This window comes from Ancylobacter mangrovi, from assembly GCF_024752355.1.
In the GTDB taxonomy this organism is placed as follows: domain Bacteria; phylum Pseudomonadota; class Alphaproteobacteria; order Rhizobiales; family Xanthobacteraceae; genus Ancylobacter; species Ancylobacter mangrovi.
Genome location: NZ_JANTHZ010000006.1, coordinates 47,106 through 73,735, shown reverse-complemented (window position 1 = coordinate 73,735; position 26,630 = coordinate 47,106). Strand labels below are relative to the sequence as shown.

Genomic DNA, 26,630 nt, shown 5'->3' with positions numbered 1-26,630 from the left:
GTGTCTGACACAAGAGGTTCAGTCGGGGGAGTCATGGCCGGCCAGCAGGGGATCAGCGAACGGCGGGAAGGGCGTCGGGGGGTTGGTGCGTCGGTACCCCGCAAGGAGGATGCCCGTCTTCTCCAAGGGCGTGGGCGGTTCATCGGCGACATGCGATTTCCGGGCCAGCTCGAGGCCGCCTTCGTGCGTTCCACCCTGGCCCATGCGCGCATCCGCACCATCCACATCCCGCCCGAGCTGAAGGGGCGCGCCTTCACCCATGCCGACATGATGGGGGTGAAGGACATCCTCGCCAAGACCGGTCTGCCGGGCTTCCGCGTCTCCGCCCAGCCCTCGCTCGCGAGCGACAAGGTGCGCTTCGTCGGCGAGCCGGTGGTGATGGTGCTGGCCGAAAGCCGCGCCGAGGCGGAGGATCTCGCCGAGCTCGTGAGCATCGACTACGAGGAGCTCGGCGCCAATTTCGACATGCTGCGGGCGGTCGGGCCCGAGGCGGCGCGCATCCATGACGACTGGCCGGACAATGTGTTCCTGACCTCGCAGGCCGAGCGTAATTTCGACGAGGCGCTGGCGCAGGCGCCGATCAAGGTCACGCGCGAGGTGCGCACCAGCCGGCAGTGCATGGCGCCGATGGAGGGCAAGGGCTGCATCGCCGTCTATGAGCGGCATATCGAGCAGCTCAGCCTGTGGACCTCGACCCAGATGCCGCACATCGTGCGCTCGGGGCTCGCCGAATGCCTCGGGCTCGACGAGCGCCGCATCCGCGTGGTGGCGCCCGATGTCGGCGGCGGCTTCGGCTGGAAGGGGCTGCTCCAGCCCGAGGAAGTGTGCTGCTCCTGGGCCTCGCTCATGCTCGACCGGCCGATCAAGTGGCTGGAGGACCGGCGCGAGCACCTGATCGCCGCCGCGAACTGCCGCGAGCACCACTATGTCATGACCGCCTATGCCGACACCGACGGCAGGCTGCTCGGTTTCGAGGCGGTGTCGCATGTCGATGCCGGCGCCTATTCGGTCTACCCGTTCTCGGCCTGCCTCGAAGGGGCGCAGGTGGTCTCGAACCTGCCCGGGCCCTACGACCTGCCGTCCTACAAATGCCGCGCCTATTCGGTGTGCTCGAACAAGCCGCCCATCGTGCCCTATCGCGGCGTCGCCCGCACCGGCGTGTGCACGGCGATGGAGCTGATGATCGACGCGGTGGCCCGCGCGGCCGGGATCGAGCCCTATGAGGTGCGCATGCGCAACCTCGTGCGGCCGGACCAGATGCCCTTCAAGTCCATCACCGGGAAGGACTTCGACATGGGCGACTATCCCGAGAGCCTGCGCCGGGCGCACGAGATGATCGGCCATGCGGCGGTGCGCGAGCGCCAGAAGCGCGGCGAGGCGGACGGGCGGCGCATCGGCATCGGCTACGCCACCTATTGCGAGCAGGGCGCGCATGGCACCTCGGTCTATCACGGCTGGGGCATCCCCATGGTGCCCGGCTTCGAGCAGTGCGGCGCCCGGCTGACGCCGGACGGCACGCTGGAGGTGCGGGTCGGCAACCAGAGCCACGGCCAGTCGATGGAGACCACGCTGGCGCAGATCGCCTGCGAGGTGCTGGGCATCGACCCGGACCTCGTCAACGTGGTGCATGGCGACACGGCGGTGACGCCCTATTCCACCGGCACCTGGGGCTCGCGCTCGGCGGTGATGGCGGGCGGCGCGGTGGCGAGCGCCTGCGAGAAGCTGGCGGAGCGCATCAAGGGCATCGGCGCGCATCTGCTGCAGGCGCCGGTCGACGCGGTGCGGATCGAGGACGCGGCGGTGGTCGGCCCGTCCGGCTCCGTCACCTTCAAGGAGGTGGCCTTCACCTTCTACCGCGCGCCGCAGAACCTGCCGGCGGACGCCAATCCGGATGGGCTCGACCTCGTGGCGGGCTATCGGCCGACCGTGGACACCGGCACCTTCTCTTATGCCAGCCATGCCTGCGTGGTCGCGGTGGAGCCGGAGACCGGCGAAGTCGAGATCCTCGACTACGTCATCGTCGAGGATGGCGGCGTGCTGCTCAACCCGATGGTGGTCGATGGCCAGATCTATGGCGGCACCGCGCAGGGCATCGGCACCGCGCTCTATGAGGAGATGGTCTATGACGAGCACGGCCAGCCGCTCGCCTCGACCTTCGCCGACTACCTGCTGCCCGGCGCGGGCGAGATGCCGGAAGTGCGCATCGCCCATATGGAGACGCCTTCCCCCAACACCCGCTTCGGCCAGAAGGGCATAGGCGAGGGTGGGGCGATCGCGCCGCCGGCGGCGATCGGCAACGCGATCAACGACGCGCTGGCCGATCTCGGCGTCGAGCTCACCATGTCGCCGATGACGCCGCGCCGGGTGCGCGAGGCGGTGGAGGCGGCACGCGCCGCACGCGAAGCCGTGGGCGCGGAGGCAGTGTCGTGAAGGCCGCGCGGTTCGACTATGAGCGCCCCGCCGACCTGGCGGGAGCGCTCGCCGCGCTGGGGCAGGGCGGCGCCAAGCCGCTCTCCGGCGGCCAGAGCCTCGGCCCGATGCTGAACCTTCGCCTCGCCCGGCCGCCGCTGCTGGTCGATGTCGGCCGGCTGGCGCCGCTCCGGCAGGTCGAGGAGGGGGCCGAGGGCACGTTGTTCGGCGCCGGCATCACCCATGCCGAGTTCGAGGACGGGGCCGTGCCCGACCCGACGCCGGGCTTCCTCGCCCGCATCGCGCGGGGCATCGCCTATCGTGCCGTGCGCAACCGCGGCACCATGGGCGGCAGCCTCGCCCATGCCGACCCGGCGGCGGACTGGCCGACCACGCTCGCCGCGCTCGGCGCGCGCGTCCACCTCGCCGGGCCGTCGGGCACGCGCGAGCTGCCGGTGGAGGACTTCATCCTCGGCGCCTTCGAGACCGCGCTTCAGGACGGCGAGATCGTCACCGGCATCTTCGTGCCGCGCTGCTCGGCCGGGGCGCGCTTCGGCTACCGCAAGTCCTGCCGCAAGGTGGGCGAGTTCGCCGAGGCGATGTGCGCGGTGCTCGCCGACCCGGCGCGCGGCGTGCACCGCCTCGTCATCGGCGCGACCGAGGCCCGCCAGATCGTCATCGCCGACGCCGCGGCGGCGACAAGCGACCCGGCGACGCTGGACGACGCCTTGCGCGCGGCCGGGCTCGCCGCCGACCCTGCCAGCCTGCGCCTGCGCCAGGCCGTGATCCGCCAGGCGGTCGCGGCGCTGGAAGATGAGAGCCTTTCCGCATGAAGCCCATCCATATCGAGATCAATGGCCGGGCGATTTCCGCCGAGGTCGAGCCGCGCCAGCACCTCGCCGACTTCATGCGCGAGGAACTGCTGCTCACCGGCACGCATCTGGGCTGCGAGCACGGCGTGTGCGGCGCCTGCACGGTGCTGATCGACGGCGCGCCGGCGCGCTCCTGCATCGCCTATCCGGTGGCGCTGGACGGCGCGAAGATCACCACCATCGAGGGGCTGGCGGACGATCCGGTCGCCGCGCGGCTGCGCGAGGCGTTCACCCGCGAGCACGGGCTGCAATGCGGCTTCTGCACGCCGGGCATGATGATGATGGCGCGCGACATCGTTCTGCGCCGGCCCGGCCTCGACGAGGGGGCGATCCGCCACGAGCTGGCGGGCAATCTGTGCCGCTGCACCGGCTATGTCGGCATCGTGCGCGCGATCAAGTCGGTCGCCGCCGAGCGCATGGGCGAGGCGCCGGTGGTCACGCGCGGCAGCGAGGTGGCGCCGCCGGTCTACGCCTCGCCGCTCGCCTTGCCGGTGGCGCCTTCGCGCGTCGCGGCGGAGGCGGCGCCGGCCGCACCCGCCGGCGCGCAGGCACCGGGTGCGGCGCCCTTCGTCGCCGAACCGCTGCGCAACCCGGTGGAGATCGTCGAGGAGTTCGACGTCGCCGCCCCGCGCGCGAGCGTGTGGGAGCTGTTCCAGGACCCGGCGCGGGTGATCGCCTGCCTGCCCGGCGCGCGCCTCACCGAGCCCAGCGACGGGCGCAGCGTGGTTGCCGAGATGACGGTCAAGCTCGGCCCGATCCAGGCGGCCTTCGGCGGCACCGGCGTGATCGCGGCCGATCCGGCGAACTGGTCCGGCACCATAGACGGGCGCGGCGTCGACAGCCGCAGCGCCACCCGCGTGCAGGCGCGGCTCAACTACGCGCTCACGGAGACCGGGGCCGGCGCGGCGACGCGGGTGCGGGTCGAGGTCGCCTATGTGCTGCAGGGCCCGCTCGCGCAGATGAGCCGCGGCGCCATTGCGCGCGATCTCGCGGCGCGGATGACGGCTGCCTTTGCCGCCAATCTGAACGCCGCGATCAAGGGCGAGGCGGCGCCCGCCGAGGCCGCCCCGCTCGATGCCGGCTCGCTGCTGCTGGCGATGGTGAAGGGCTGGCTGGCGCGGCTGTTCGGGCGCGGCTGAGACGGCGATTCAGCTTCGGCGTCTTCCGGGCTCCGACGCCGATTCATGAGCGCGGGGCGGGGGCGGATATCCGCTGTGCCATTGCTTTAACCGCGCGTAAATCGTCGAGTCCGATCAGACTCTTGGAGCGAGTTCCGCACAGATCGATTCATCGACTTGCGCCGTTCGGCGGAGAAAATGAATCCGCGACTTGGCCGGCATTGCTGCCAGATCGATTCAGCGACTTGCCGGCGGTTCCTCGCACGGCGATTCATCGCGGCCCGGAGGCCGCAGGCGGCGTTCGCCTCCCTTATGCGCCCGTGCCCCTTAAAATGCCGTCAATGGCCCGGCAGCACGATGACGGTCGGCTGGGTCGGCAGGCTCGCCCGCGACAGGACGAGGGTGGGCGAGTTCTCGCGCCGGATCGCGTATTTGCTGCTGGCGAAATGCTCGAGGAAACGCTCCAGCGTGGCCTGATTGAAATAGTGCATCGGGATCACCACCGGCGATTCCAGCTTCTTGAGCACCTCGACCATGCCGTCGACGTCGAGCGTGTAGCTACCGTCGACCGGGGCCAGCACCACGTCGATGCGCCCCAGCGCGCCGAGGTCCTGTTCGGTAAGCAGGTGATGCAGGTGCCCGAGATGGGCGATGCACAGATCCGCCGCGCGGAACACGAAGATCGAGTTGCCGTTGCGGATCGTGCCGCCTTCCCAGTCGCGGATGTTGGTCTGCAGGTTGCCGATCCAAAGGTCCCCCACCTCCATGTCGTAATGGACGGGGTCGCGATCCTCGCGCCAGCCCTTCAGCACATATTCGATGCCGGGGTCCGGGTTCAGCGAGTAGTGGGTGAGGTGGGCCCGGTTCATCGTGGCGACGCGCGGCACCACGTCGGGGCGGGCATAGTCGTTGTAGTCGGTCGCCACCGTGACGCCGCCGACAGTCTCGATCAGGAAGGTGGAGTGGCCGATATAGGAGAGGCTCACCTCGCGCGGCTGGAGATAGGCGGCGGGGAGGGCGCGGGGCTCCGGCGGGGCGAGGAAGGGGCTGCCCGCCACCAGCTTGGGGCAGCGCTCCGCCTGCGCCGAGGCGGGCGCGGTCGCGAAGGGAGCCAGGAGGCCGGCAAGGGCGAGCAGGCACGCGGTTACGAAGCGCGTCATGACGGGACTCCGGGGCTGGTGTGGCCTCATCATCCGGTCAGGCGCGCCGGTGGGCGAGTAACTATTTCGTGGCGCTTCCCTTAGGCAATCTGCCGCGCTTTCGTGCCGTCAGCGCAGGAACGGGTTGGTGCGCTTCTCCAGCGCGATGTTCGAGGCCGCGCCGTGCCCGGGCAGGATGGTGAAGGCGTCGCCCAGCGGCAGCAGCTTGGACTTGATGCCGGCGATCAGCAGGTCGTGGTCGCCATAGGGGAAGTCGGTGCGGCCGACCGAGCGCTGGAACAGCGTGTCGCCGACGATGGCGATGTTGTTGGCGCGGTTCACCAGCACGATATGGCCCGGCGTGTGGCCCGGCACGTGCAGCACCTCGAACGGCACGCCGCCGATGTCGAGCACGTCGCCCTCGGCGAGCCAGCGGTCCGGCGTGACCGCGCGGCCGGGAATGCCGGTGCGCTCGCCGTCGGCCGGCAGGTTGTCGAGCAGGAACTTGTCGCCCTCATGCGGCCCTTCCACCGGCACCTTCAGCGTCTCGGCAAGCTCGGCGGCGCCCGCGGCGTGGTCGATATGCCCGTGGGTGAGGACGATCTTCTCCGGCGTGACCTCCAGTTCCTCCAGCGCTGCGAGGATGCGCGGCAGATCTCCGCCCGGGTCGATCACCGCGCCGCGCTTGGTCTTCTCGTCCCAGACGATCGAGCAGTTCTGCTGGAACGGGGTGACGGGCACGACGGCGATCTTCAGCTCGGGCATGGGAACTCCTTGAGGCAGGCGGTGGGAATGTGGTCGATCACATGCCACTGCGCAAGGCAGCCGCCTTGTGGCGCCTCGGCGCCAATGCTATCTCGCCGCGCCATGAGCAGAGCGCCACTCGACAACATCCGCAACTTTTCCATCGTCGCCCACATCGACCATGGGAAGTCGACCCTTGCCGACCGTCTGATCCAGATGACGGGAGGGCTGAGCGCTCGCGAGATGACCGATCAGGTGCTCGACTCGATGGATATCGAGCGCGAGCGCGGCATCACCATCAAGGCGCAGACCGTGCGGCTGTCCTACCACGCCAAGGACGGCCGGGATTACACGCTCAACCTGATCGACACGCCCGGCCATGTCGACTTCGCCTATGAGGTGAACCGCTCGCTCGCGGCGGTCGAGGGCTCGCTGCTGGTGGTCGACGCCTCGCAGGGCGTCGAGGCGCAGACGCTGGCGAACGTCTACCAGGCGATCGACAACAATCACGAGATCGTCCCGGTTCTCAACAAGGTGGACCTGCCCGCCGCCGAGCCGGAGAAGGTGAAGCAGCAGATCGAGGACGTGATCGGCCTCGACGCCTCCGACGCGGTGATGATCTCGGCCAAGACGGGCCTTGGCGTGCCCGACGTGCTGGAAGCCATCGTCACGCGCCTGCCGCCGCCGAACGGCGACCGCGCGGCGCCGCTGAAAGCGCTGCTGGTCGATAGCTGGTACGACGTCTATCTCGGCGTCGTGGTGCTGGTGCGCATCATCGACGGCGTGCTGAAGAAGGGCCAGCGCATCAAGATGATGGGCACCAACGCGGTCTATGACGTCGACCGCGTCGGCGTGTTCACGCCCAAGTTGGTGGCGGTGAGCGAGCTCGGCCCGGGCGAGATCGGCTTCCTCAACGGCTCGATCAAGGAGGTCGCCGACACCCGCGTGGGCGACACCATCACCGAGGAGAAGCGCCCGACCGCCGAGGCGCTGGCCGGCTTCAAGCCCGCCCAGCCGGTGGTGTTCTGCGGCCTGTTCCCGGTCGACGCCGCCGACTTCGAAGATCTGCGCGCCGCCATGGGCAAGCTGCGGCTCAACGACGCCAGCTTCTCGTTCGAGATGGAGACCTCGGCCGCGCTCGGCTTCGGCTTCCGCTGCGGCTTCCTCGGCCTGCTGCACCTCGAGATCATCCAGGAGCGGCTGGAGCGCGAGTTCAACCTCGACCTCATCGCCACCGCGCCGTCGGTCATCTACGAGATCGAGATGAACGACGGCTCGGTAATCGAGATGCACAACCCGGCCGACATGCCGGACGTGGTGAAGATCAAGGAGATCCGCGAGCCCTGGATCCGCGCCACCATCATGACGCCGGACGAGTATCTCGGCGCCGTGCTGAAGCTCTGCCAGGACCGGCGCGGCAACCAGATCGAGCTCACCTATGTCGGCTCGCGCGCCATGGTCACCTACGACCTGCCGCTGAACGAGGTGGTGTTCGACTTCTACGACCGGCTCAAGTCGATCTCGAAGGGCTACGCCTCCTTCGACTACCAGATCACCGAGTACCGCGTCGGCGACCTCGTGAAGATGTCGATCCTGGTCAATGCCGAGCCGGTCGACGCGCTGTCCATGCTGGTGCACCGCAGCCGCGCCGAATATCGCGGCCGGGCCATGTGCGAGAAGCTGAAGGACCTGATCCCGCAGCACCTGTTCCAGATCCCGATCCAGGCCGCGATCGGCGCCAAGATCATCGCCCGCGAGACCATTCGTGCCCTGCGCAAGGACGTGACCGCCAAGTGCTATGGCGGCGACATCACCCGCAAGCGCAAGCTTCTGGAGAAGCAGAAGGAGGGCAAGAAGAAGATGCGCCAGTTCGGCAGGGTGGAAATCCCGCAGGAAGCCTTCATCGCCGCGCTTAAAGTGGACGATTGACGCCACGCTACCCAAACACCGGATTTCGTGCTCACATCTGCCTACCTGATCGAGAAGGGAGACAGGGGGCATGGCTTACAAATTCGAAGTCTACAAGGACAAGGCAGGCGAGTTCCGCTTCCGCTTCAAGGCGTCCAACGGCGAGAGCATGTTCTCCTCGGAGGGCTACAAGGCCAAGGCCTCGGCCATGGGCGCCATCGAGTCGATCAAGAAGAACGCGCCCGGCGCCGATCTCGTCGACACGACAAAGGAATAGCGGCTTCCCCCAGACGCGCGAAAAAAGGCCGGGCTCGCGCCCGGCCTTCTTACCGACAGGTGCGTGCCGCGTCAGATGACGTAGGGCGGCACGTGGTAGTAGTCGTTGACCTTGCGGTCCCAGTCGCGATCCTCCCAGGCGCCTTCATCCGCGCTGGAATGGCGGGGCGCGCCGCGAAGCTGCTCCTCGGTGATGTCGACGAGGTAGCCATCGAGGCCCTCGTCGTACTTCAGCAGGGACCAGGGCAGGGGATAGTAGTCCTCGCCGAAGCCGAGGAAGCCGCCGAAACTCATCACCGCATAGGCGGTCTGGCCGCTCAGCTTGTCGATCATGACACGGGCGATGGAACCGATGCGATCGCCGTTCGGACGGTAGACGGCCGTGCCCTCCACCTTGTCGCTCCCGATCAGCGTCATGGTCTCGCGCGCTTCGAGGTTCTGCTGTGTGCTGTGCATTCTCTGCCTCCCTCGTGGATGAAGCACTGCAATGAGGGCAGAACGTCTTTTTGCGCGGCGGGTTCCGGAAGTTCGTAGATGCGCGTACGAAATATTAGCCGAGCACCACAAACAACTCCGGATACATAAGGTGCTGACGTAGTACCTGTAACGGGGAACTGTAAGACAGGTATAGTGGCGCGGCTGGCGGCGGGAGGATATCTTCACTTCGGCTGAAGTGGAGAATCACGGCAATGGCATCGGAGCGAAACCTGGCGGGCGCGAGCCGGCGCCAGGTCCTTCGTCTGTTCGGCGGCGCGGGGGCATTCGTCGCCGGCGGGGCGGCGCTGGCGCAGCAGGGCGGGCCGGCGAAGGACGGGGAGGTCGACGTCGACGCGCTCAAGCCGGGCGCGTTCGAGTGGTACCCGGACCGCGCGCCGGAGGGCTTCGTCGCCATCATCGTCTCGCTGCCGGACCAGCGCTGCTACGTCTACCGAAACGGGGTGCGGATCGGCGTGTCGACCTGCTCCACCGGGCGGGCCGGCCACGCGACGCCGGTCGGGGTGTTCACGATCCTGCAGAAGGACGTCGACCACCATTCCTCGATCTATGACGACGCGTCCATGCCCTATACGGAGCGGCTCACCTGGTCGGGCGTGGCGCTGCATGCCGGCGGGCTGCCGGGCTATCCGTCCTCGCATGGCTGCGTGCACCTGCCGCTCGCCTTCGCCAAGCTGGTGTTCTCGGTCACCCATTACGGCACGCCGGTGATCATCGCCGACGCCCATTCCGAGCCGATCGACGTGCTGCATCCCGGCCTCGTCCTGCCGGCGGACGCGACCACGGCGATCATGGACGATGCGCCCAAGAGCCCCGAGGCCAAGGCCGAGACCGATCCGGCCGCCGGGCCGGTGAACGCGGAAGACGCCGTCTCGATGGTCATCAGCGGCGCCGACCGGCAGCTCGTGGTGCTGAAGGACGGCGAAGAGGTGCTGACCGCGCCGGTCACCATCGCCGATCCGCAGACGCCGCTCGGCAACGTGGTCTACGTGCTGAAGAAGGTCGGCGGCGAGGTCTCCTGGACCGCGGTGGCGTTCGAGGGCAACGGCGTGGTGGGCGGCAAGCCGGCGGAGGCGATCGACCGCATCACCGTGGCGCCGGAAGCCAACCAGAAGCTCGCCGGCCTGCTCGTGCCCGGCTCGACCATGTTCATCACCGATCTGCCGGCGACGACCGACACGCGCTCGCCCAAGGATTTCGTCGTCATGACGCAGGCGATGAGCTGAGGCCATTATGGACGCGTGCCGGCCGGGACGGGGTGGGAGCTGGCGCCGGGCGGCCGTCTGCACGGCGATCCTGATCGGCGGGCTGTCGGCGCCGGCCATGGCGCAGCAGGCGGCGTCCGCGAAACTCGACACGGTGCCGGCCCGCCAGCTCTTCGGCGCGGAGAAGGGACCGGCGCCGATGCCCGAGCAGTCGATCGGCTTCTATTCGAAGGGCTGCCTCGCCGGCGCCGAGGCGCTGCCGATCACCGGCGCGAGCTGGCAGGTGATGCGGCTCTCGCGCAACCGCAACTGGGGCCATCCCGCGCTCATCGCCTTTCTCGAGCGTTTTTCCGCGAAGGTGCCGCAGGTTTCCGACTGGCCGGGCATACTGGTCGGCGACATGTCGCAGCCGCGCGGCGGGCCGATGTCGAGCGGCCACGCTTCGCACCAGGTGGGCCTCGACGCCGACATCTGGCTGAGGCCGATGCCCGGGCGCCCCTTCACCCGCGAGGAGCGCGAGAAGGTCTCGGCGACGATGATCGTGCGGCCGGACCGGCTCGACGTCGATGCCAAGGTGTGGACGCCCTCGCTGCTCGCCGTGATCCGGGCGGCGGCGCAGGACCCCGAGGTCGAGCGCGTGCTGGTCAATGCGGCGATCAAGAAGGCGCTGTGCCGCGACGCCACCGGCGAGCGCGGCTGGCTGCAGAAGGTGCGCCCCTATTGGGGCCACGACTACCACATGCATGTGCGCCTCGCGTGCCCTGCCGGCAGCGCGGACTGCCGGCCGCAGGCGGCAGTGACGCCGGGCGAGGGCTGCGGCGAGGCGCTCGACTGGTGGTTCTCTGACGAGAACCTCCACCCGAAGCCGCCCAAGGTGCCGCCGAAGCCCAAGCCGCCCTTGATGCTGAAGGACCTTCCATCCGTCTGCCGCCAGGTGCTGCTGGCGAAGTGAGGGCGACCCGGGGGCGCCTGCGTCGCCTAACGCCCGCGCGCGTCGGCGAGGATCATGGCGGCGGCCTTCTCGGCGATCATGATGGTCGGCGAGTTGGTGTTGCCCGAGGTGATGGTTGGCATGATCGAGGCGTCGGCGACGCGCAGGCCCTCGATGCCGAACACCCGCAGCCGCTCGTCGACCACCGCCATCGGGTCCGAAGCGAGGCCCATCTTCGCCGTGCCCACGGGATGGAAGATCGTCGTGCCGATGTCGCCGGCGGCGCGCGCCAGCGCCTCCTCGCTGTCGTCGATATCGGGGCCGGGAAGCATCTCGTCCGGCGCGTAGGGCGCCAGCGCCGGCTGGGCGACGACGCGCCGGGCGACGCGGATGCTGTCGGCGGCGACGCGCCGGTCCTCCTCGGTGGAGAGGTAGTTCGGCTGGATCAGCGGGGCGCGCGCGCCCACCCCGTCCGCGAGCGTCAGCCGGCCGCGGCTGGTCGGGCGCAAATTGCACACGCTCATGGTGAAGGCGGGGAAGCGGTGCAGCGGCTCGCCGAACTTGCCGAGCGAGAGCGGCTGGACGTGGAATTCGAGGTCGGCGCGCTCCTTGTCGGGGCGCGAGCGGGTAAACATGCCGAGCTGGGACGGGGCCATGGTCAGCGGGCCGCGCTGGAACAGCGCATATTCCAGCCCCATCTTCGCGCGGCCGAACAGCGAGTGGTACTGCTCGTTGAGCGTCGGCACGCCCGACACCCTGTAGATCATCCGCAGTTGCAGATGGTCCTGCAAATTGGCGCCGACGCCGGGCCTGTCGAGCGCCACGGCAATGCCGTGCCGGGCGAGCTCCTCGCCGGGCCCGATGCCGGAGAGCTTCATCAGGTGCGGCGAGCCGATGGCCCCGGCGGCGAGGATGACCTCGCCGCGCGCCCGCGCCGTGTGGCTGACGCCGTCGCGGCGATAGACGACGCCCGCCGCGCGGCCGTCCTCCACCAGCAGACGCTCGGTGTGGCAGGAGGTCTCGAGGCGCAGATTGGGGCGCGAGAGGACGGGTTTCAGGAAGCCACGCGCCGCGCTCCAGCGGAAGCCGCGCTTCTGGTTCACCTGGAAATAGGACGAGCCCTCGTTGTCGCCGGTGTTGAAATCCGGGATCGGGGCGATGCCGGCCTGGCGCGCCGCCTCGCGCACCTCGTCGAGCAGCTTCCAGGTCAGGCGCGGGAACTCGACCCGCCATTCGCCGCCGGCGCCGTGGAACTCGCCGGCGCCGAGATAGTGGTCCTCATGCGATTTGAAGACCGGCAGCACGTCCTCCCAGCCCCAGCCGGAAAGGCCGAGCTGGCGCCAGTGATCGTAGTCGGCCGCCTGGCCGCGCATGTAGATCATGGCGTTGATGGCCGAGGAGCCGCCGATGGTCTTGCCGCGCGGGTAGTTCAGGGCGCGCCCGTTCAGCCCCGCCTCGGCCTCGGTCCTGAAGCACCAGTCGGCGCGCGGATTGCCGATCGCGAACAGGTAGCCGACCGGGATGTGGAACCAGATCCAGTTGTCGCGCCCGCCCGCCTCCAGCACCAGCACGCGGTTCTTCGGATCGGCGGAGAGGCGGTTGGCGAGTACGCAGCCGGCCGAGCCGGCGCCGACGACGATGTAGTCATAGGTGTCGGCGGCGGTCGTCATCATGGGCACCTGCGTCGAATCCGGTGCGCGCAAACTGACCGCCGCCGCCGGGCGCGGGCAACAGGAAATTCGGCACAAGGGCTGTTCGCGAACGCCCGCCGGCCGGCTCGACCCGTCGCTGCCGCGCGCCCTTGCCGGGCGGACCGCCGTTTGGTGCGCCGGCCAGTGCCGCTAGTTGCTCAGCTTGCTGGCGAACAGGGCGATGGTTCGCGCATAGACCTCCGCCTTGTTCCAGCCGAGCAGGGCCTGGTAGTTGGCGCTGCCGGGCTGCCAGCCGCCGCCGGCGCGCCAGCCATAGCCGCGCAGATAGTTGGCGGTGGAGGCGAGCACGTCCGGCGCGCTGTGGATCAGGTCGGCGCGGCCATTGCCGTCGAAGTCGACGGCGAAGCGCACATAGGAGCTGGCGAGGAACTGGGTCTGGCCGAGCTCGCCCGCCCAGGCGCCGCGCATCGCGTCGATCGACAGGTCGCCGTGCTGGACGATCTGCAGCGCGTCGAGGAGCTGGGTCGTGAAGAAGTCGGAGCGGCGGCAGTCATAGGCCAGCGTCGCCAGCGAGCGGAACACCGGCATCTTGCCCTGGTTGACGCCGTAATCGGTCTCGAGGCCCCAGATCGCCACCACGACCTCACCCGGCACGCCGTAGCGCTGCTCGATCCTCGACAGCGTCGAGGCGTATTTCTGCATCATCTGCCGGCCCTTGGCGATGCGGCCCTTGCTGATGCGGCTGGAGGAGAACTGCTCGAAGCTCTGCTTGAAGTGCTTCTGGTTGCGGTCGAGCCGGATCACCTGCGTGCTGTAGGTCAGGCCGTCGAGCGCCTGCAGCGTGCGCGGGGAGAACCCCTTGGCGGCGGCCTGCTGGCGGAAGCCGCGCAGCCACGCGTCGAAGCCGGAGGCGTCGTTGCCGCAGCCGGCGGCGGAGGCCGGCCCCGCCGCGAGGGCCGTGGTCACGAGAAGGGCGGCGGCGAGCCCGGCCCGCCGCATTGAGATGAGAAGCTTCGGCATCATGGCTGTGTGTTCCCCGCGTGCGCCGTGACATCCTGCAACCGAGAATGTCGCATGGGAAGTGAACGGAGCGTGTCTTCCCGTTCGCCCGCGCGCGCATCGCCGCCGTTATTTGCTCGGGGCGCGTCAGATGCCGATGCGCCCGAAGCCGGGCAGCTTGAGGCCCGGGCGGCGCAGATCGAGCCCGGCGACCGCGCCGAGAACGTTGAGCTCCACCCCTTCGACCCAGGCGAGCGTCAGGCCGCCATAGCCGCCCAGCGTCACCCGAAGGCCGGTGCCGGAGGGGGCGAGGCCGATCCAGTCCCCGTCGACCGGGTAGTCCTTGCCGATCGCGGTCGGGGGCAGGGCGGCGCCGAGCTCCGGCACCCGGCCCAGCACGAAGGCGACGAAGCTGTTGGAGTTCGGCCCCGGCCAGGCCCGGTAGTCGCCGGAATGATCGTAGGGATAGGCCGCGATCGCCGTGTGCAGCTTCGGGATCAGCCGCGCCGCTTCCTCGCCGGTCGCCTCGGCGACGATGACCGGCTCGTTGCCGTACCAGCGCCCGTCCGGCGGGTAGCCGTTGTGGCGGATCGGCGAGCCCCAGCCGACCTTGTCGAAGCGCTCATAGGCGGACGCGCCGGCCTCCTTGAACACGATCCAGCTATGGACGGCGAAGATGCCGCGCCAGCGACCGACGCGGGCGGAATAGATCCGCACCATCGCCTCCGGCCGGTCGGCGGCGAGGGGCAGGGTGCCGGTGCTGGACCAGTCGGCGCTGCGCCAGGTGCGGGTGAGGTCCGCTTCGCGCCACAGCACCAGCGCATGGGCGCCGAGCGGCAGGGCGAAGAGCAGCATGAAGCCGAGAAGCGAGAGACGGGCGGCGCGCAGCATCGGCTCCACTGTGCCGAAGCCCGCGCCCGGCGCCAGCGAATTGGCGGCTGCGCGCGAAAAAGTGTCCTTTTAGTTGCGAATGGTTCGCAGAACCGTTGACAGCGCCGCTGCAGTGCCACATCTTAACTGCAACTCATTTGCAATAGCGTGAAACAGATGCTCGACAGGCCTCAAGGAAGCTCTGCGTCCTTCAACTGGCGACGCGAGCGCGGCGACCCCGCGCTCTCGGAGGTGCATGGCAGCATCGCCGTGCCGAAGAAGTCGACCATCTGGCGTTTCCTCGCCTTCATGGGGCCGGGCTACCTGGTGGCGACCGGCTACATGGACCCGGGCAACTGGGCGACCTCGCTCGCCGGCGGCTCGCGCTTCGGCTACAGCCTGCTCGCCGTCGCCCTGCTCTCGAACATGATCGCGATCCTGCTGCAGGCGCTGTGCTCGCGGCTGGGCGTCGCCTCGGGGCGCGATCTGGCGCAGGCCTGCCGCGACGCCTTCCCGCGCCCGGTCGGCTTCGTATTGTGGGTGCTCGCCGAACTGGCGATCTGCGCCACCGACCTCGCCGAGGTCATCGGCACGGCGATCGGCCTCAACCTGCTGTTCGGCATTCCGCTCGAGATCGGCGTGGTGATCACGGCGATGGACGTGTTCCTGATCCTGCTGCTGCAGAATCTCGGCTTCCGCTGGGTGGAGGCGCTGGTGGTGGCGCTGCTCGCCGTCATCGCGGCCTGCTTCGGCATCCAGATCGCGCTCGCCGACCCCAACTGGGGCGAGGTGATCCGCGGCTTCGCGCCGACGACCGAGATCGTGCGCAACCCGGACATGCTCTATCTGGCGCTCGGCATCCTCGGCGCGACGGTGATGCCGCACAATCTCTACCTGCACTCGGCCATCGTGCAGACCCGGCGCCATGACGACACGCTGGAAGGCAAGAAGGACGCGATCCGCCTCGCCACCTGGGATTCGACGCTGGCGCTGATGCTGGCGTTGACCATCAACGCCTCGATCCTCATCCTCGCCGCCTCCACCTTCCATGTCGGCGGCACCGGCGAGGTCGCCGACCTCGGCAAGGCGCACGAACTGCTGAACCCGCTGCTCGGCAGCGCTCTGGCGCCGACCCTGTTCGCGGTCGCGCTTCTGTGCTGCGGCCTCAATTCCACCGTCACCGCCACCATCGCCGGTCAGGCGGTGATGGAAGGCTTCCTGAACATCAGGCTGGCGCCGTGGCTGCGGCGGCTCATCACGCGCGTCATCGCCATCGTGCCGGCGGCGGTGGTCACCATCGCCTATGGCGAGAAGGGGGCCGGGGCGCTGCTGATCCTCAGCCAGGTGGTGCTCAGCCTGCAGCTTCCCTTCGCGGTGGTGCCGCTCATCATGTTCACCGCCGACCGGCGCAAGCTGGGCTCGCTGGTCGCCCCGCGCTGGCAGATCGTGCTCGCCTCGCTGGCCGCGGCGCTCATCATCGTGCTGAACTTCAAGCTGATCGTCGACGCCATCACCGGGGCGTGACCGCGCCGGTGGCCCGCTCGACCAAGGACCGGCTTGCGCCGCTCTCCGGCGCGGTCTCTCATTCCCTCTCGGCCGCATGTCGGCCGTGGGGAGAGAAGATGACGGACAGTTCGAGCTTCTTCGGTGATCTGCTGGGCACCATTGCCGAGCGTGGGCGCTCGCTGCTCGATCTGGGGCGCGAGCGCCGCCCGGCCGGCGCCATCCGCGCGGCGAGCATCGCGGCGCTGTGCGAACGTTTGCTCTCCGGGCGCGGCGAGGCGTCGGGCGTGGCGCTGGCGCAGGAGATCCTCATCGCCTATCGCGGCCTGAAGACCGGCGAGCGGATCGCCTTCTTCGAGGCGCTGGCGAACGAGTTCGGCCCGGACAGGGCCCGGCTCGCCGCGGCGGTCGCGGCCTTCGGCGCTGAATCGGGCGGCCGCGACATCGCGGAAATCCATGCGGCGAGCGAGCCGCGGCGGCAGGAACTGGTCCGCCGGCTCAATCTCGCGCCCGGCGCCACCGCGGCGCTGGTGGCCATGCGCGCGGATCTGCTCGACATTCTCTCTCGCCGCGGCGAACTTGCCGAGGTAGACCGCGACTTCACGCATCTGTTCGCCTCCTGGTTCAATCGAGGGTTCCTGGTATTGCGCAGGATCGACTGGTCAACGCCCGCCAACGTTCTGGAGAAGATCATCCGGTACGAGGCGGTGCATGAAATCCGGGACTGGAACGACCTGCGTGCGCGCGTCGACAGCCCGGACCGGCGCTGCTACGCCTTCTTCCATCCCGCCATGGTCGACGAGCCGCTGATCTTCGTCGAGGTGGCGCTGACCCGCGACCCGCCGGAAGCCATCGCCCCGATCCTCAGCAACGACCGGGTCCCGCTCGATCCCACCAAGGCGAAGACGGCGGCATTTTATTCCATCTCCAACTGCCAGCGCGGCCTCGGCGGGGTGAGCTTCGGCAATTTCCTGATCAAGCAGGTGGTCGAGGAAATCTCCCGCGAATTCCCGAACCTGACCCATTTCGTCACGCTGTCGCCGGTGCCGACCTTCCGCGACTGGCTGGAGGCGGAGCGGGCCAATCCCGAATCGGAGGTGCTGACCGCCGACGACCGGGCCGCGCTCGCCGCGCTCGACGAGCCGGGCGCACCTAATGCCGCCAAGCAGGCGGTGCTGCGGCCGGTGATCGGCGCGCTGGCGGCGCGCTTCCTGTTGGCGGTGCGCACGCCGCGGGGCCGCCCGGTGGATCCGGTGGCGCGCTTCCATCTCGGCAACGGGGCGCGGCTCGAGCGCATCAACCCGTTCGGCGACGTCTCCGTGCGCGGTATGAAGCAGGCGGCCGGGCTGATGGTGAATTACCGGTATGTGCTCGAGGATATCGAGCGCAACCATGAGGCGTTCTTCGACAAGGGCGAGATCGTCGCCAGCGCGCAGGTGCGCAAGCTGCTGCGGCCCGAGCCGCAGAGCCGCGCGGTCTCTGCCAGAGAGGTAGTTCAGTAGCATCGGCGAAGGCGCGCTTCCGGTCTATGTTGCCTTTCCAGCCGAGCGGGAAATGGCCGCACGATCAGTCATTGCGCCGGAATGCCGCCATGCACAAGGATCACACGTTCTCGACGATGGAAGAGGATGCCGCCCTGCTCGCGGAACTGCGCGGGTACATCGAGTCATCGGCCGACGGTGAACTGCAGCAGCTCGTGGGGCGGCTCGAGCGGAGCCTTGCCGGGCGCAGCCAGGCGTTGCGCGAGCGCGAGAGCGAGCTGGCGCGCTACAAGAAGATGTATGAGCGCTCCTCCTCGCTGGCGAAGATCGGCGTATGGGAATGCGACCTCGCCACCGAGGAGCTGACCTGGACCGACGGCGTCTACGACATCTTCGAGCTGCCGCGGCGGATGCGCGTCACGCGCGACCTGATCCTCGCCCTCTACACCGAGACCTCGCGGCTGGAGATGGAGGCGCTGCGCGCGAAGGCGATCCGCGAAGGCGGCTCCTTCACGCTCGACATCGAGGTGCGCACGGCGAGGGGGACGTCGCGCTGGGTCCGCCTGTCGGCCGACGTGGAATGCGAGGGTGATCGCCCGGTGCGCATCTTCGGCACCAAGCAGGACATCACCTACGAGAAGCATCTGTGGGACCAGATGCGGGTGCTGGCGGAGTGCGACGCGCTGACCGGCTTCGCCAATCGCGGGGTGTTCGAGACCCGGCTCGGCCAGTCGCTCGCCCCCGCCGCGCAGAAGCGGCTCGCCGCCCTGGTGTTGCTCGACGTCGACGGCTTCAAACTGATCAACGACACGCTCGGCCATGCCGCCGGCGACGAGTGCCTGCGCCGGACCGCGCAGAGGCTCAGCGAGGTTTTCGGCCCGGACAGCCTGGTCGCGCGCATCGGCGGCGACGAGTTCGGCGTGCTGGTGTTCGGTCCCCGCGCCGCCTCCTGGGTCGAGGAGCGGGTGGCGACGGCGGTGGCGGCGATCCGCGTGCCGGTCGTCTGGCAGGGCAAATCGGTCGCCATGAGCGCCTCGATCGGCTTCGCCCTCGCCGGGATGCCGGATGTCGGCGCGGCCCGGCTGTTCGTCGATGCCGACCTCGCGCTCTACGAGGCCAAAAAGGCCGGCCGCGACACCTATCGCCGCTCGGCGCCGCGCACCTCGCCGCGCAGGCCGCACCGGACGGCACCGCTCACCGATTGAAATCCGCCGCCCGGGAAGGGCGCCCCGGCCCGCGCGCCGGCGGCGGCCTTGACAGCGCGGGCGCGCTTATGCCCGATGCCGGCGAGTTTCCGGCACCCGAAGGCGGCTTTTCCGATGCGTTTTCTCCCCCATCTCCTGAAGCGCTTCGTCCGCAAGGGCAGCCTGACCGTGCTCGAGCCGAACGGGCAGCGCACCGTGTTCGGCAGCGGCTCGGACGGGCCGGCCGTGGTGATGCGGCTCCACGACGACAAGCTCGACCGCGAGCTGTTCTTCAACCCGGAGCTGGTCGCCGCCGAAGCCTATATGGACGGGCGGCTGAGCTTCGAGGACGGGTCGAGCGTCTACGACTTCCTCTACCTATTCTCGATCAACCGCACCGGCCTCGCCTCGCACCCGGTGCAGCAGGCGCTGCGCAAGGGCTGGCGCTCGCTGAAGCGCTGGCACCAGTCCAACCCGCTGGGGCGCGCGGCGTCGAACGCGCAGAGCCATTACGACCACCCGCCGGAGTTCTACCGGCTGTGGCTCGATTCGCAGATGATCTATTCCTGCGCCTATTTCCCGACTCCCGATGCCTCGCTGGAGGAGGCGCAGCAGGCCAAGCTGCGGCACATCGCGGCCAAGCTGAAGCTGGAGCCCGGCATGCGGGTGGCGGAGATAGGCTCGGGCTGGGGGGCGCTGGCGATCTATCTCGCCGGGCTCGGCGTCCATGTGACGGCGATCAACGTCGCCACCGAGCAGCTCGCCGAATCGAAGAAGCGCGCCGAGGCGGCCGGCGTCGCCGACCGCATCACCTTCTTCGAGCGCGACTATCGCGAGCTGACCGGCACCTATGACCGCATCGTCTCGGTCGGCATGATGGAGCATGTCGGCGTCAATCATTTCGACGAGTACTTCACTACCATAAAGCGGCTGCTCGCGCCGGGCGGCTTCGCCATGATCCACGCCATCGGGCGCATGTCCCTGCCCGGCACCACCGCGCCCTTCATCCGCAAGTACATCTTCCCCGGCGGCTACGTGCCGGCGATGTCGGAGGTGTTCACCTCGCTGGAGCGCACCGGGCTGTGGGTCGGCGACTGCGAGATGCTGCGGCTGCACTATTACTGGACCATCCGCCACTGGCGCCTGAACTTCGAGGCGAAGCGGGCGGAGGTGGTCGAGATGATGGGCGATCGCTTCGCGCGGATGTGGGAGTTCTACCTGGTCGCGGTCGAACTCGGCTTCCTGCACGGCTCGAACATGGTGTTCCAGCTCCTGCTGGCCAACGAGCGCGACGACGTTCCGGTGATCCGCGACTACATCGTCGACGAGGAGCGCGCGCTGGCCGCCCGGCCGGAGCAGAAGGGCGACGGCGAGGGCAGGGCGGTCCCGGCGTTCTGAGGTCCGTGCCTGCCGGGGGAGCGGCTTCCGGGGGGCGGCTCGCGGGGGGCTCAGCTCCTAGACGTCTTAGCTCCCGGAGGTCTCTGTGCCGTAGGCGGCGAGGAACACCTTCACCGCGCCGTCGACCGTCTTCTCGATCATCTCGGGCACCGGCGTCGGGTCGCTGCCGAACATCAGCCCCTTGACGATGTTGCCCTGGCACAGATTGAGGAACTGGAAGGCGGCCGTCTCGTAGTCGCTGACCGCCAGCGCGCCGGCCAAGGTCTGCCGCTCCAGCAGCTCGGCCAGCCGGCGCCCGCCGAGGCAGGGGCCGTCGTTGAAGAAGGTCTGGCCGATGCGGGGGAACTTCTCGGCGACGCCGATCACCATGCGCACCAGCCGGATATGGTCCGGGCGCACCATCATCGTCATGAAGGACACGCCGATGCGCCGCAGCACGGTGGCCGCGTCCGCGTCGCCCTCGCCGACCTCGAACAGGTGCTCGGCCGAGCGGGCGCGATCGACCTGGACCAGCGCCTCGAACAGGTCTTCCTTGCTGCCGAAATAAACGTAGATCGTCGCCTTGGAGACGCCCGCGACGCGCGCTACCTCATCCATGCTGGCGCCGTCGAACCCCTTCTCGAAGAAGACGTGGCGAGCGCCGTCGAGGATCTCGCGGCGCTTGGCAGGTTCGGCGTCGGAACGGCCCGGCGCAGTGACGGGCATGGTGCGCGCGGTGCTTGTCATGTTGTCCTCGTTTCATACTCCATAGGTCGCATGCGACCCGCTTGTCAAAGGATTTGACTGAACGGTTTAGTTTGCTATATAGACAACTGAACGGTTCAGTCAATGTTTATGCGAAAGGGGCGGCGCATGGCAGAAGCCAGCAAGGCGGCAGAGGCCGCCGGTCGCACGCAGGAGGTGCCCACCGGGCCGGTGGCGCTCACTCTACTGAAGAAGCCGGAACAGCAGCCGGCGGAAGCGGTTGCCGCGTCCACGCCGACGCCGCGCCGGCGCCGCTCGCGCCGGCCGCTGGTGTTCGGCGCGCTGCTGCTCGCCGCGCTCGCGGGCGGGGGCTATTACGGCCTTCACTGGTGGCAGGTGGGCCGCTTCGAGGTTTCCACCGACGACGCCTATGTCGGCGCGGACACGACCGTCCTCGCCGCCAAGATCTCCGGCTATGTGGTGAGCGTCGACGTCGACACGAATCAGCCGGTCAAGGCCGGCGACGTCATCGCCCGCATCGACGACGGCGACTACACGCTCGCCCTGCGCGCGGCCGCGGACAAGATCGCCACCCAGCAGGCCGTGCTCGGCAGCTATGACGAGCAGATCCGCGCCGCCGAGCGGGCGGTCGACCAGGCCAAGGCGCAGCTCACCGCCAGCGAGGCCGAACTCGCCCGTACCAAGCTGGAGTTCGACCGGCAGGACAAGCTCGCCCAGCAGAATTTCGCCAGCCGTTCCGCGCTCGACAATGCGCGCGCCGATCGGGACAAGGCGCAGGCCAATGTCGAGGCCGGTCGGGCGGCGGTCGCTTCGGCGCAGGCCAACGTCGCCGTGCTGCAGGCCCAGCGCACCGAGGCCGGCCGCGTGCTGGACGAGAACCGCACCGCCCGCGACCAGGCGCAGCGCAATCTCGACTTCACCGTGGTCCACGCCCCCGTCGACGGCGTGGTCGGCAACCGCGCCGTCCAGGTCGGCCAGCTCGTGCAGGCCGGCACGCGGCTGGCGGCGATCGTGCCGCTCGATGCGGTCTATGTCGACGCGAACTTCAAGGAGACGCAGCTCGGCCGGCTGAAGCCGGGCCAGAAGGTGCGTGTCGAGGTCGACGCCTACCCGGACGAGGACTTCCAGGGCACCGTCACCAGCGTCTCGCCGGCCTCGGGCTCTGTGTTCAGCCTGTTGCCGCCGGAGAACGCGACCGGCAACTTCACCAAGATCGTGCAGCGCGTGCCGGTGCGCATCGCCCTCGACGCCTCTGCGCTCGCCAAGTCCGAGCTGCGCCCGGGCATGTCCGTCACCGCCGTCGTCGACACGCGCACGGGCGACGCCCGTACGGGTGGGGCGCACGCCGGCGAGGGCACGGGCAACTGAGCGGGAGGGCGCGGCCATGGCCGAGACAGTGACGGCCGGCGGCGCCGGCCACTCCGTGGAGACGAGGCGCATGATCGCCTTTCTCTGCATGGTGTTCGGCATGTTCATGGCGATTCTGGACATCCAGATCGTCTCGGCCTCGCTCTCGGAGATCCAGGCGGGGCTCGCCGCCTCGTCGGACGAAATTTCGTGGGTGCAGACCAGCTACCTCATCGCCGAGGTGGTGATGATCCCGCTCTCGGGCTTCCTGTCGCGGGCGCTCTCGACGCGGTGGCTGTTCGTCGCCTCGGCGACCGGCTTCACCGTCATGAGCTTCATGTGCGCGACGGCGAACTCGATCGACCAGATGATCGTCTACCGGGCGCTGCAGGGCTTCCTCGGCGGCGGCATGATCCCGACCGTCTTCGCCTCCGCCTATGCCGTTTTCCCGCGCGAGAAGCAGCCCATCGTCACGCCGATGATCGGCCTGGTGGCGACGCTGGCGCCGACGATCGGCCCGACCATCGGCGGCTATCTCACCGACCTGTTCTCCTGGCACTGGCTGTTCCTGGTGAACATCGTCCCGGGCATCTTCGTCATCATCACCTCGGTGACGCTGATCGACTTCGACGAGCCCGACCTCGCCTTGCTCGACCGCTTCGACTGGTGGGGCCTGCTGTTCATGGCCGGCTTCCTCGGCAGCATGGAGTTCGTGCTTGAGGAAGGGCCGACCAATGACTGGTTCGACGACGAGACCATCTTCTACTTCGCCATCGTCGGCGTGGTCTCCGGCATCGCCTTCTTCCTGCGGGTGCTGACCGCGCGCGAGCCGGTGGTCGACATACGCGCGTTCCAGAACCGCAACTTCGCGACCGGCTCGGCCTTCAGCTTCGTACTCGGCATTGGGCTCTACGGGCTGACCTATCTCTATCCGATCTATCTGAGCTGGGTGCGCGGCTACTCGGCGCTGATGATCGGCGAGACCATGTTCGTCACCGGCATCGCCATGTTCGTCACCGCGCCGCTCGCCGGCCGGCTGATGACCCGCGTCGACCCGCGCCTGATGATCGGCATCGCCTTCGCCGGTTTCGCGCTCGGCACGTGGCGGGTGACGGGGCTGACCAAGGACTGGGACTTCTGGGAACTTTTGGTGCCGCAGATCCTGCGCGGCGTCTCGCTGATGATGGCGATGATCCCGATCACCAACCTGTCGCTCGGCACGCTCCACCCCTCGCAGATCAAGAACGCCTCTGGTCTGTTCAACCTGATGCGCAATCTCGGCGGCGCGGTGGGGCTCGCCCTCATCAACACCGTGCTCAACGACCGCTGGGACCTGCATCTGGCGCGCCTGCACGAGCAGGTGCAGTGGGCGAGCAGCGCGGCGATGGAGCGGCTCGACTCGATGACGAACGCCTTCGCCAGCTTCGGCTCGGACGCGGACAGCGCCGCGCTCAGGCAGATGGCGGCGATGGTGCGGCGCGAGGCGCTGGTGATGTCCTTCGCCGACGTGTTCTACCTGCTCACCTTCCTGTTCCTGGCGCTGGTCGTCTTCGCGCCGCTGATGCGCCGGCCGTCCCATGTCGGCGGCGGTGGGGGCGGGCACTGAATTCCGGGGGAAAGCGGTAGGGGGAAACGGAACTTTCCGGCATCCAGGCGTGTTCTTGGCTAAACGTTTCACGTCGCGTCTGGATAGCGGGATCATTTCCGAATGCCGAACTGCCACTTTGATCGGCGCCGTCCAGACTTCTGTCTCAGCCTCCATGTTCTTGCCGGTGCACCAGCAGTCGCGAAGGGGCGAGTCTGGAGGTGCCCGAAGTGCTGAGCCCCGAGAGCGTCAATCTTTCGAACTGCGATCGCGAGCCGATCCACGTTCCCGGTAGCATCCAGTGCCATGGCTGCCTGCTCGCCTGCGACGAGGCGGGCGAGAGTGTCGAGCGCTGCTCGGAAAATGCCGCGGGCATGCTGCGCGCTGAGGACGGGCCGGTGCTCGGCCAGCGGCTCGAGGCGCTGCTCGGAGCCGAGGCGGCCGGGCAATTGCGCGAGGCGCTCGGGCGCGCGGACGAGCCGACCGCGCCGGTGCTGCTGTTCGGCGTGACGGTCGCTGGCGGGCGGCGCTTCGACGTCGCCGTCCACCGCTATGACGGCGCCGCGATCTTCGAGTTCGAGCCGGCCGCCGGCGACGACGGGCTGGCGCTCGACCATGCGCGCGGCATGCTGGCGCGGGTGCGCGGCCTTACCGACATCGACGAGCTGGTGGAGGTCGCCGCCAGGCTCGTGCGCGACATGCTCGGCTATGACCGGGTGATGGTCTACCGCTTCGCCCATGACGGCGCGGGGCAGGTGGTGAGCGAGGCGCGCCGCGAGGACCTCGAGAGCTTCCTCGGCCAGTGGTTTCCCGAGAGCGACATCCCGCAGCAGGCACGCCGGCTCTATCTGCGCAACATCGTCCGCGTCATCGGCGACGTGCACGCCACGCGTTGCACCATCGAGCCGGAGCGGGACCCCGCCGGCCGGCAGCTGGACCTGTCCTTCGCGCATCTGCGCTCGGTCTCGCCGATCCATCTCGAATATCTGCGCAACATGGGCGTCGCGGCGTCGATGTCGATCTCGGTGGTGGTCGACGGCGAGCTCTGGGGCATGATCGCGTGCCACCACTACGCCCCGCGCGTGCTGCCGATGACCGAGCGCGTCGCGGCGGAGATGTTCGGCTCCTTCTTCTCGCTGCACCTGCAGGCGCTGAAGCAGAAGCGTTCGCTCCAGGTCGCGACCGAGGCCCGGCGGGCGCTGGACCGCTTCCTGCAGCGCGCCTCGCGCACCGAGGACGTGCTCGATCTGCTGCGCAGCAACCTCTCCGAGTTCGCCGCGCTCATGCCGTGCGACGGCATCGGGCTGTGGCTGGGCGGCGTGTGGACCGCGCAGGGCTGCGTGCCGCCGGCCGATGCCATTCCCGGCCTTCTCGGCGCCATGGTGACGCGCCCCGCGCGCATGATCGACGGGCCGGCCGAAGGCAAGATCTGGACGACGGACTCGCTCGCGCGGGCCTGGGAGCCGGCCGCCGCCTTCAGCGAGGAGGCGTCGGGCATGCTGGCCCTGCCGCTGTCCCAGCTTCCGCGCGACTACCTGCTGTTCTTCCGCCGCGAGGTGGCGCAGACGCTGGACTGGGCGGGCCGGCCGGAGAAGGTCTACGAGACCGGCCCCTTCGGCGACCGGCTGACGCCGCGCAAGAGCTTCGCGATCTGGAAGGAAACGGTGCGCCAGCACGCCAGCCCGTGGACCGACGCCGACCGCGAGATTGCCGAGGCAACCCGCTCGGCCCTGGTCGAGACCGTGCTGCGCCACAACGAGATGATGGCCGAGGAGCGCGAGAAGGCCGACATCCGCCAGCGCATGCTCAACGAGGAGCTCAACCACCGGGTCAAGAACATCCTCGCCGTCATCAAGTCGCTGGTCGAGCACTCGATGCAGGACGGCCGCGACATCACCGATTATGTCGATTCGCTGCGCGGGCGGATCCAGGCGCTCGCCGTCGCCCATGACCAGGTCGTGCGCGGTGCCGGCGGCGGGGCGCTCGCCGAGCTGCTGGGCGCCGAGCTGTCGCCCTATGGCGGCGGCGCGCGCACGCGGCTGGACGGCCCCGGCGTGCGGCTCGACGCGCGGGCCTTCTCGGTCATGGCGCTGGTGCTGCACGAGCTGGCCACCAATGCCGCCAAATACGGCGCGCTGTCGCGTTCGGAAGGCCGGGTCGAGGTGAGCTGGAAGATCGAGCCGAATGGCGATTGCACGGTGGACTGGCGCGAGCATGGCGGGCCGACGGTCGTCGACACCGGCCGGCGCGGCTTCGGCTCGGCGCTGATCGAGCGCAGCGTGCCGCACGACCTCGACGGCGACGCGACGATCGATCTCGTGCCGAGCGGGCTCGTCGCCCGCTTCCGCCTGCCGGCCCAGCACATCGTCGCGGTCGCGCCGGTCGAGGAGGCCGGCACGGCGGCCGGCACCGAGGCCGCGGCGGGGGAGAGCGACGTGCTGTCCGATTGCGCGGTGCTGCTGGTGGAGGACCAGATGATCATCGCGCTCGACGTCGAGGCGATGATGCTGGAGGGCGGCGTCGGCTCGGTGGTCACCGCCGCCTCGGTGAACGAGGCGCTGCGCAAGCTCGAAGGGCTGACGCCCGACGTCGCCGTGCTCGACGTCAATCTGGGCACGCGCAACTCCGCGCCGGTGGCCGAGGAACTGCGCCGGCGCGGCGTTCCCTACCTCTTCGCCACCGGCTATGGCGACCAGTCGATGATCCCGGACGGGCACCAGGACGCGATGGTACTGCCCAAGCCCTATGAGAGCGGAACGCTGCTCACCGCGCTGCGGGCGCTGCTCGAAGCGTCCTGAGCGGGCAGGGC

At 69.1% G+C, this 26,630-nt stretch carries 21 protein-coding genes; 14 read left to right on the top strand and 7 right to left on the bottom strand.

What is annotated here, in order from left to right:
• Positions 1–33 precede the first annotated feature (33 nt).
• The 3 genes from NVS89_RS13985 to NVS89_RS13975 are packed head-to-tail and all read left to right on the top strand — an operon-like array spanning position 34 to position 4,420.
• Entirely contained in the window at positions 34–2,430 is a 2,397-nt protein-coding gene (locus NVS89_RS13985) for a xanthine dehydrogenase family protein molybdopterin-binding subunit (protein WP_258733372.1), read from the top strand.
• Positions 2,427–3,242 carry an FAD binding domain-containing protein gene (locus tag NVS89_RS13980; protein ID WP_258733371.1) on the top strand — a complete coding sequence of 272 codons (816 nt, stop codon included), beginning with the start codon at positions 2,427–2,429 and terminating at the stop codon, positions 3,240–3,242. Before NVS89_RS13985 ends, NVS89_RS13980 begins: the two co-directional genes overlap by 4 nt.
• Positions 3,239–4,420, top strand: coding sequence for a xanthine dehydrogenase family Fe-S subunit (locus tag NVS89_RS13975; RefSeq protein WP_258733370.1), 1,182 nt, complete (start codon positions 3,239–3,241; stop codon positions 4,418–4,420). Before NVS89_RS13980 ends, NVS89_RS13975 begins: the two co-directional genes overlap by 4 nt.
• A 317-nt stretch (positions 4,421–4,737) precedes the next feature.
• Here NVS89_RS13975 and NVS89_RS13970 read toward each other — a convergent pair whose 3' ends face one another.
• Complete coding sequence (locus tag NVS89_RS13970) at positions 4,738–5,559, bottom strand: MBL fold metallo-hydrolase (RefSeq protein WP_258733369.1); 822 nt, start codon at positions 5,557–5,559, stop codon at positions 4,738–4,740.
• Positions 5,560–5,667: 108 nt separating this feature from the next.
• Positions 5,668–6,303, bottom strand: a complete 636-nt coding sequence (locus NVS89_RS13965) for an MBL fold metallo-hydrolase (protein WP_258733368.1) — start codon at positions 6,301–6,303, stop codon at positions 5,668–5,670.
• Positions 6,304–6,405: 102 nt separating this feature from the next.
• Between NVS89_RS13965 and lepA the strand changes: the two genes are divergently transcribed.
• Complete coding sequence (gene lepA / locus NVS89_RS13960; protein ID WP_258733367.1) at positions 6,406–8,211, top strand: translation elongation factor 4; 1,806 nt, start codon at positions 6,406–6,408, stop codon at positions 8,209–8,211.
• A 70-nt stretch (positions 8,212–8,281) separates the two neighbouring features.
• Complete coding sequence (locus NVS89_RS13955; protein ID WP_258733366.1) at positions 8,282–8,467, top strand: YegP family protein; 186 nt, start codon at positions 8,282–8,284, stop codon at positions 8,465–8,467.
• 71 nt (positions 8,468–8,538) lie between these two features.
• On the opposite strand, the gene NVS89_RS13950 is transcribed toward NVS89_RS13955, so the two are convergent.
• Positions 8,539–8,922, bottom strand: coding sequence for a PRC-barrel domain-containing protein (locus NVS89_RS13950; RefSeq protein ID WP_258733365.1), 384 nt, complete (start codon positions 8,920–8,922; stop codon positions 8,539–8,541).
• Between the two features lie 233 nt (positions 8,923–9,155).
• Here NVS89_RS13950 and NVS89_RS13945 point away from each other — a divergent pair, with 233 nt between their 5' ends.
• Together NVS89_RS13945 and mepA are read left to right on the top strand one after the other, a co-directional pair.
• Positions 9,156–10,187 (top strand): L,D-transpeptidase, encoded by a 1,032-nt coding sequence (locus NVS89_RS13945; protein WP_258733364.1) that lies wholly within the window; start codon positions 9,156–9,158, stop codon positions 10,185–10,187.
• Positions 10,188–10,284: 97 nt separating this feature from the next.
• On the top strand, positions 10,285–11,118 hold the full coding sequence (gene mepA, locus NVS89_RS13940; RefSeq protein WP_258733581.1) for a penicillin-insensitive murein endopeptidase: 834 nt from the start codon (positions 10,285–10,287) through the stop codon (positions 11,116–11,118).
• Positions 11,119–11,144: 26 nt separating this feature from the next.
• Here mepA and NVS89_RS13935 read toward each other — a convergent pair whose 3' ends face one another.
• The 3 genes from NVS89_RS13935 to NVS89_RS13925 form a co-directional block, all read right to left on the bottom strand.
• The gene (locus NVS89_RS13935; RefSeq protein ID WP_258733363.1) at positions 11,145–12,770 is read right to left on the bottom strand and encodes a GMC family oxidoreductase; all 1,626 of its coding nucleotides are present in this window, start codon (positions 12,768–12,770) and stop codon (positions 11,145–11,147) included.
• A gap of 168 nt (positions 12,771–12,938) precedes the next feature.
• Positions 12,939–13,769, bottom strand: coding sequence for a lytic murein transglycosylase (locus tag NVS89_RS13930; RefSeq protein WP_374114576.1), 831 nt, complete (start codon positions 13,767–13,769; stop codon positions 12,939–12,941).
• Between the two features lie 126 nt (positions 13,770–13,895).
• A complete protein-coding gene (locus tag NVS89_RS13925) occupies positions 13,896–14,639 on the bottom strand; it encodes a DUF3750 domain-containing protein (protein WP_258733361.1) in 744 nt (247 codons plus the stop codon).
• Between the two features lie 156 nt (positions 14,640–14,795).
• Between NVS89_RS13925 and NVS89_RS13920 the strand changes: the two genes are divergently transcribed.
• From NVS89_RS13920 to NVS89_RS13905, 4 genes are all read left to right on the top strand, one after another.
• The gene (locus NVS89_RS13920; RefSeq protein WP_258733360.1) at positions 14,796–16,142 is read left to right on the top strand and encodes an Nramp family divalent metal transporter; all 1,347 of its coding nucleotides are present in this window, start codon (positions 14,796–14,798) and stop codon (positions 16,140–16,142) included.
• A gap of 98 nt (positions 16,143–16,240) precedes the next feature.
• Positions 16,241–17,623: a malonyl-CoA decarboxylase gene (locus NVS89_RS13915; protein WP_258733359.1), complete on the top strand. Its 1,383-nt coding sequence runs from the start codon at positions 16,241–16,243 to the stop codon at positions 17,621–17,623.
• 89 nt (positions 17,624–17,712) lie between these two features.
• On the top strand, positions 17,713–18,807 hold the full coding sequence (locus NVS89_RS13910; protein ID WP_258733358.1) for a GGDEF domain-containing protein: 1,095 nt from the start codon (positions 17,713–17,715) through the stop codon (positions 18,805–18,807).
• A 114-nt stretch (positions 18,808–18,921) separates the two neighbouring features.
• On the top strand, positions 18,922–20,184 hold the full coding sequence (locus NVS89_RS13905) for an SAM-dependent methyltransferase (protein WP_258733357.1): 1,263 nt from the start codon (positions 18,922–18,924) through the stop codon (positions 20,182–20,184).
• Positions 20,185–20,250: 66 nt separating this feature from the next.
• Here NVS89_RS13905 and NVS89_RS13900 read toward each other — a convergent pair whose 3' ends face one another.
• A complete protein-coding gene (locus NVS89_RS13900) occupies positions 20,251–20,910 on the bottom strand; it encodes a TetR/AcrR family transcriptional regulator (protein ID WP_258733356.1) in 660 nt (219 codons plus the stop codon).
• A gap of 126 nt (positions 20,911–21,036) precedes the next feature.
• On the opposite strand from NVS89_RS13900, the gene NVS89_RS13895 reads away from it, so the two are divergent.
• From NVS89_RS13895 to NVS89_RS13885, 3 genes are all read left to right on the top strand, one after another.
• A complete protein-coding gene (locus NVS89_RS13895) occupies positions 21,037–22,257 on the top strand; it encodes an HlyD family secretion protein (protein WP_258733355.1) in 1,221 nt (406 codons plus the stop codon).
• A gap of 16 nt (positions 22,258–22,273) precedes the next feature.
• Positions 22,274–23,842, top strand: a complete 1,569-nt coding sequence (locus NVS89_RS13890) for a DHA2 family efflux MFS transporter permease subunit (RefSeq protein ID WP_258733354.1) — start codon at positions 22,274–22,276, stop codon at positions 23,840–23,842.
• 209 nt (positions 23,843–24,051) lie between these two features.
• Positions 24,052–26,619, top strand: a complete 2,568-nt coding sequence (locus NVS89_RS13885; protein WP_258733580.1) for an HWE histidine kinase domain-containing protein — start codon at positions 24,052–24,054, stop codon at positions 26,617–26,619.
• The last annotated feature ends 11 nt before the right edge of the window (positions 26,620–26,630 follow it).

What these genes read in the sequence shown, in the direction of transcription:
- NVS89_RS13985 (WP_258733372.1), top strand. Translation starts at nt 34, where the DNA reads ATGGCCGGCCAGCAGGGGATCAGCGAACGGCGGGAAGGGCGTCGGGGG.
- NVS89_RS13975 (WP_258733370.1), top strand. Translation starts at nt 3,239, where the DNA reads ATGAAGCCCATCCATATCGAGATCAATGGCCGGGCGATTTCCGCCGAG.
- NVS89_RS13970 (WP_258733369.1), bottom strand. Translation starts at nt 5,559, where the DNA reads ATGACGCGCTTCGTAACCGCGTGCCTGCTCGCCCTTGCCGGCCTCCTG.
- NVS89_RS13965 (WP_258733368.1), bottom strand. Translation starts at nt 6,303, where the DNA reads ATGCCCGAGCTGAAGATCGCCGTCGTGCCCGTCACCCCGTTCCAGCAG.
- lepA (WP_258733367.1), top strand. Translation starts at nt 6,406, where the DNA reads ATGAGCAGAGCGCCACTCGACAACATCCGCAACTTTTCCATCGTCGCC.
- NVS89_RS13955 (WP_258733366.1), top strand. Translation starts at nt 8,282, where the DNA reads ATGGCTTACAAATTCGAAGTCTACAAGGACAAGGCAGGCGAGTTCCGC.
- NVS89_RS13950 (WP_258733365.1), bottom strand. Translation starts at nt 8,922, where the DNA reads ATGCACAGCACACAGCAGAACCTCGAAGCGCGCGAGACCATGACGCTG.
- NVS89_RS13945 (WP_258733364.1), top strand. Translation starts at nt 9,156, where the DNA reads ATGGCATCGGAGCGAAACCTGGCGGGCGCGAGCCGGCGCCAGGTCCTT.
- mepA (WP_258733581.1), top strand. Translation starts at nt 10,285, where the DNA reads ATGGCGCAGCAGGCGGCGTCCGCGAAACTCGACACGGTGCCGGCCCGC.
- NVS89_RS13935 (WP_258733363.1), bottom strand. Translation starts at nt 12,770, where the DNA reads ATGATGACGACCGCCGCCGACACCTATGACTACATCGTCGTCGGCGCC.
- NVS89_RS13930 (WP_374114576.1), bottom strand. Translation starts at nt 13,769, where the DNA reads ATGCCGAAGCTTCTCATCTCAATGCGGCGGGCCGGGCTCGCCGCCGCC.
- NVS89_RS13925 (WP_258733361.1), bottom strand. Translation starts at nt 14,639, where the DNA reads ATGCTGCGCGCCGCCCGTCTCTCGCTTCTCGGCTTCATGCTGCTCTTC.
- NVS89_RS13920 (WP_258733360.1), top strand. Translation starts at nt 14,796, where the DNA reads ATGCTCGACAGGCCTCAAGGAAGCTCTGCGTCCTTCAACTGGCGACGC.
- NVS89_RS13915 (WP_258733359.1), top strand. Translation starts at nt 16,241, where the DNA reads ATGACGGACAGTTCGAGCTTCTTCGGTGATCTGCTGGGCACCATTGCC.
- NVS89_RS13910 (WP_258733358.1), top strand. Translation starts at nt 17,713, where the DNA reads ATGCACAAGGATCACACGTTCTCGACGATGGAAGAGGATGCCGCCCTG.
- NVS89_RS13905 (WP_258733357.1), top strand. Translation starts at nt 18,922, where the DNA reads ATGCGTTTTCTCCCCCATCTCCTGAAGCGCTTCGTCCGCAAGGGCAGC.
- NVS89_RS13900 (WP_258733356.1), bottom strand. Translation starts at nt 20,910, where the DNA reads ATGACAAGCACCGCGCGCACCATGCCCGTCACTGCGCCGGGCCGTTCC.
- NVS89_RS13895 (WP_258733355.1), top strand. Translation starts at nt 21,037, where the DNA reads ATGGCAGAAGCCAGCAAGGCGGCAGAGGCCGCCGGTCGCACGCAGGAG.
- NVS89_RS13890 (WP_258733354.1), top strand. Translation starts at nt 22,274, where the DNA reads ATGGCCGAGACAGTGACGGCCGGCGGCGCCGGCCACTCCGTGGAGACG.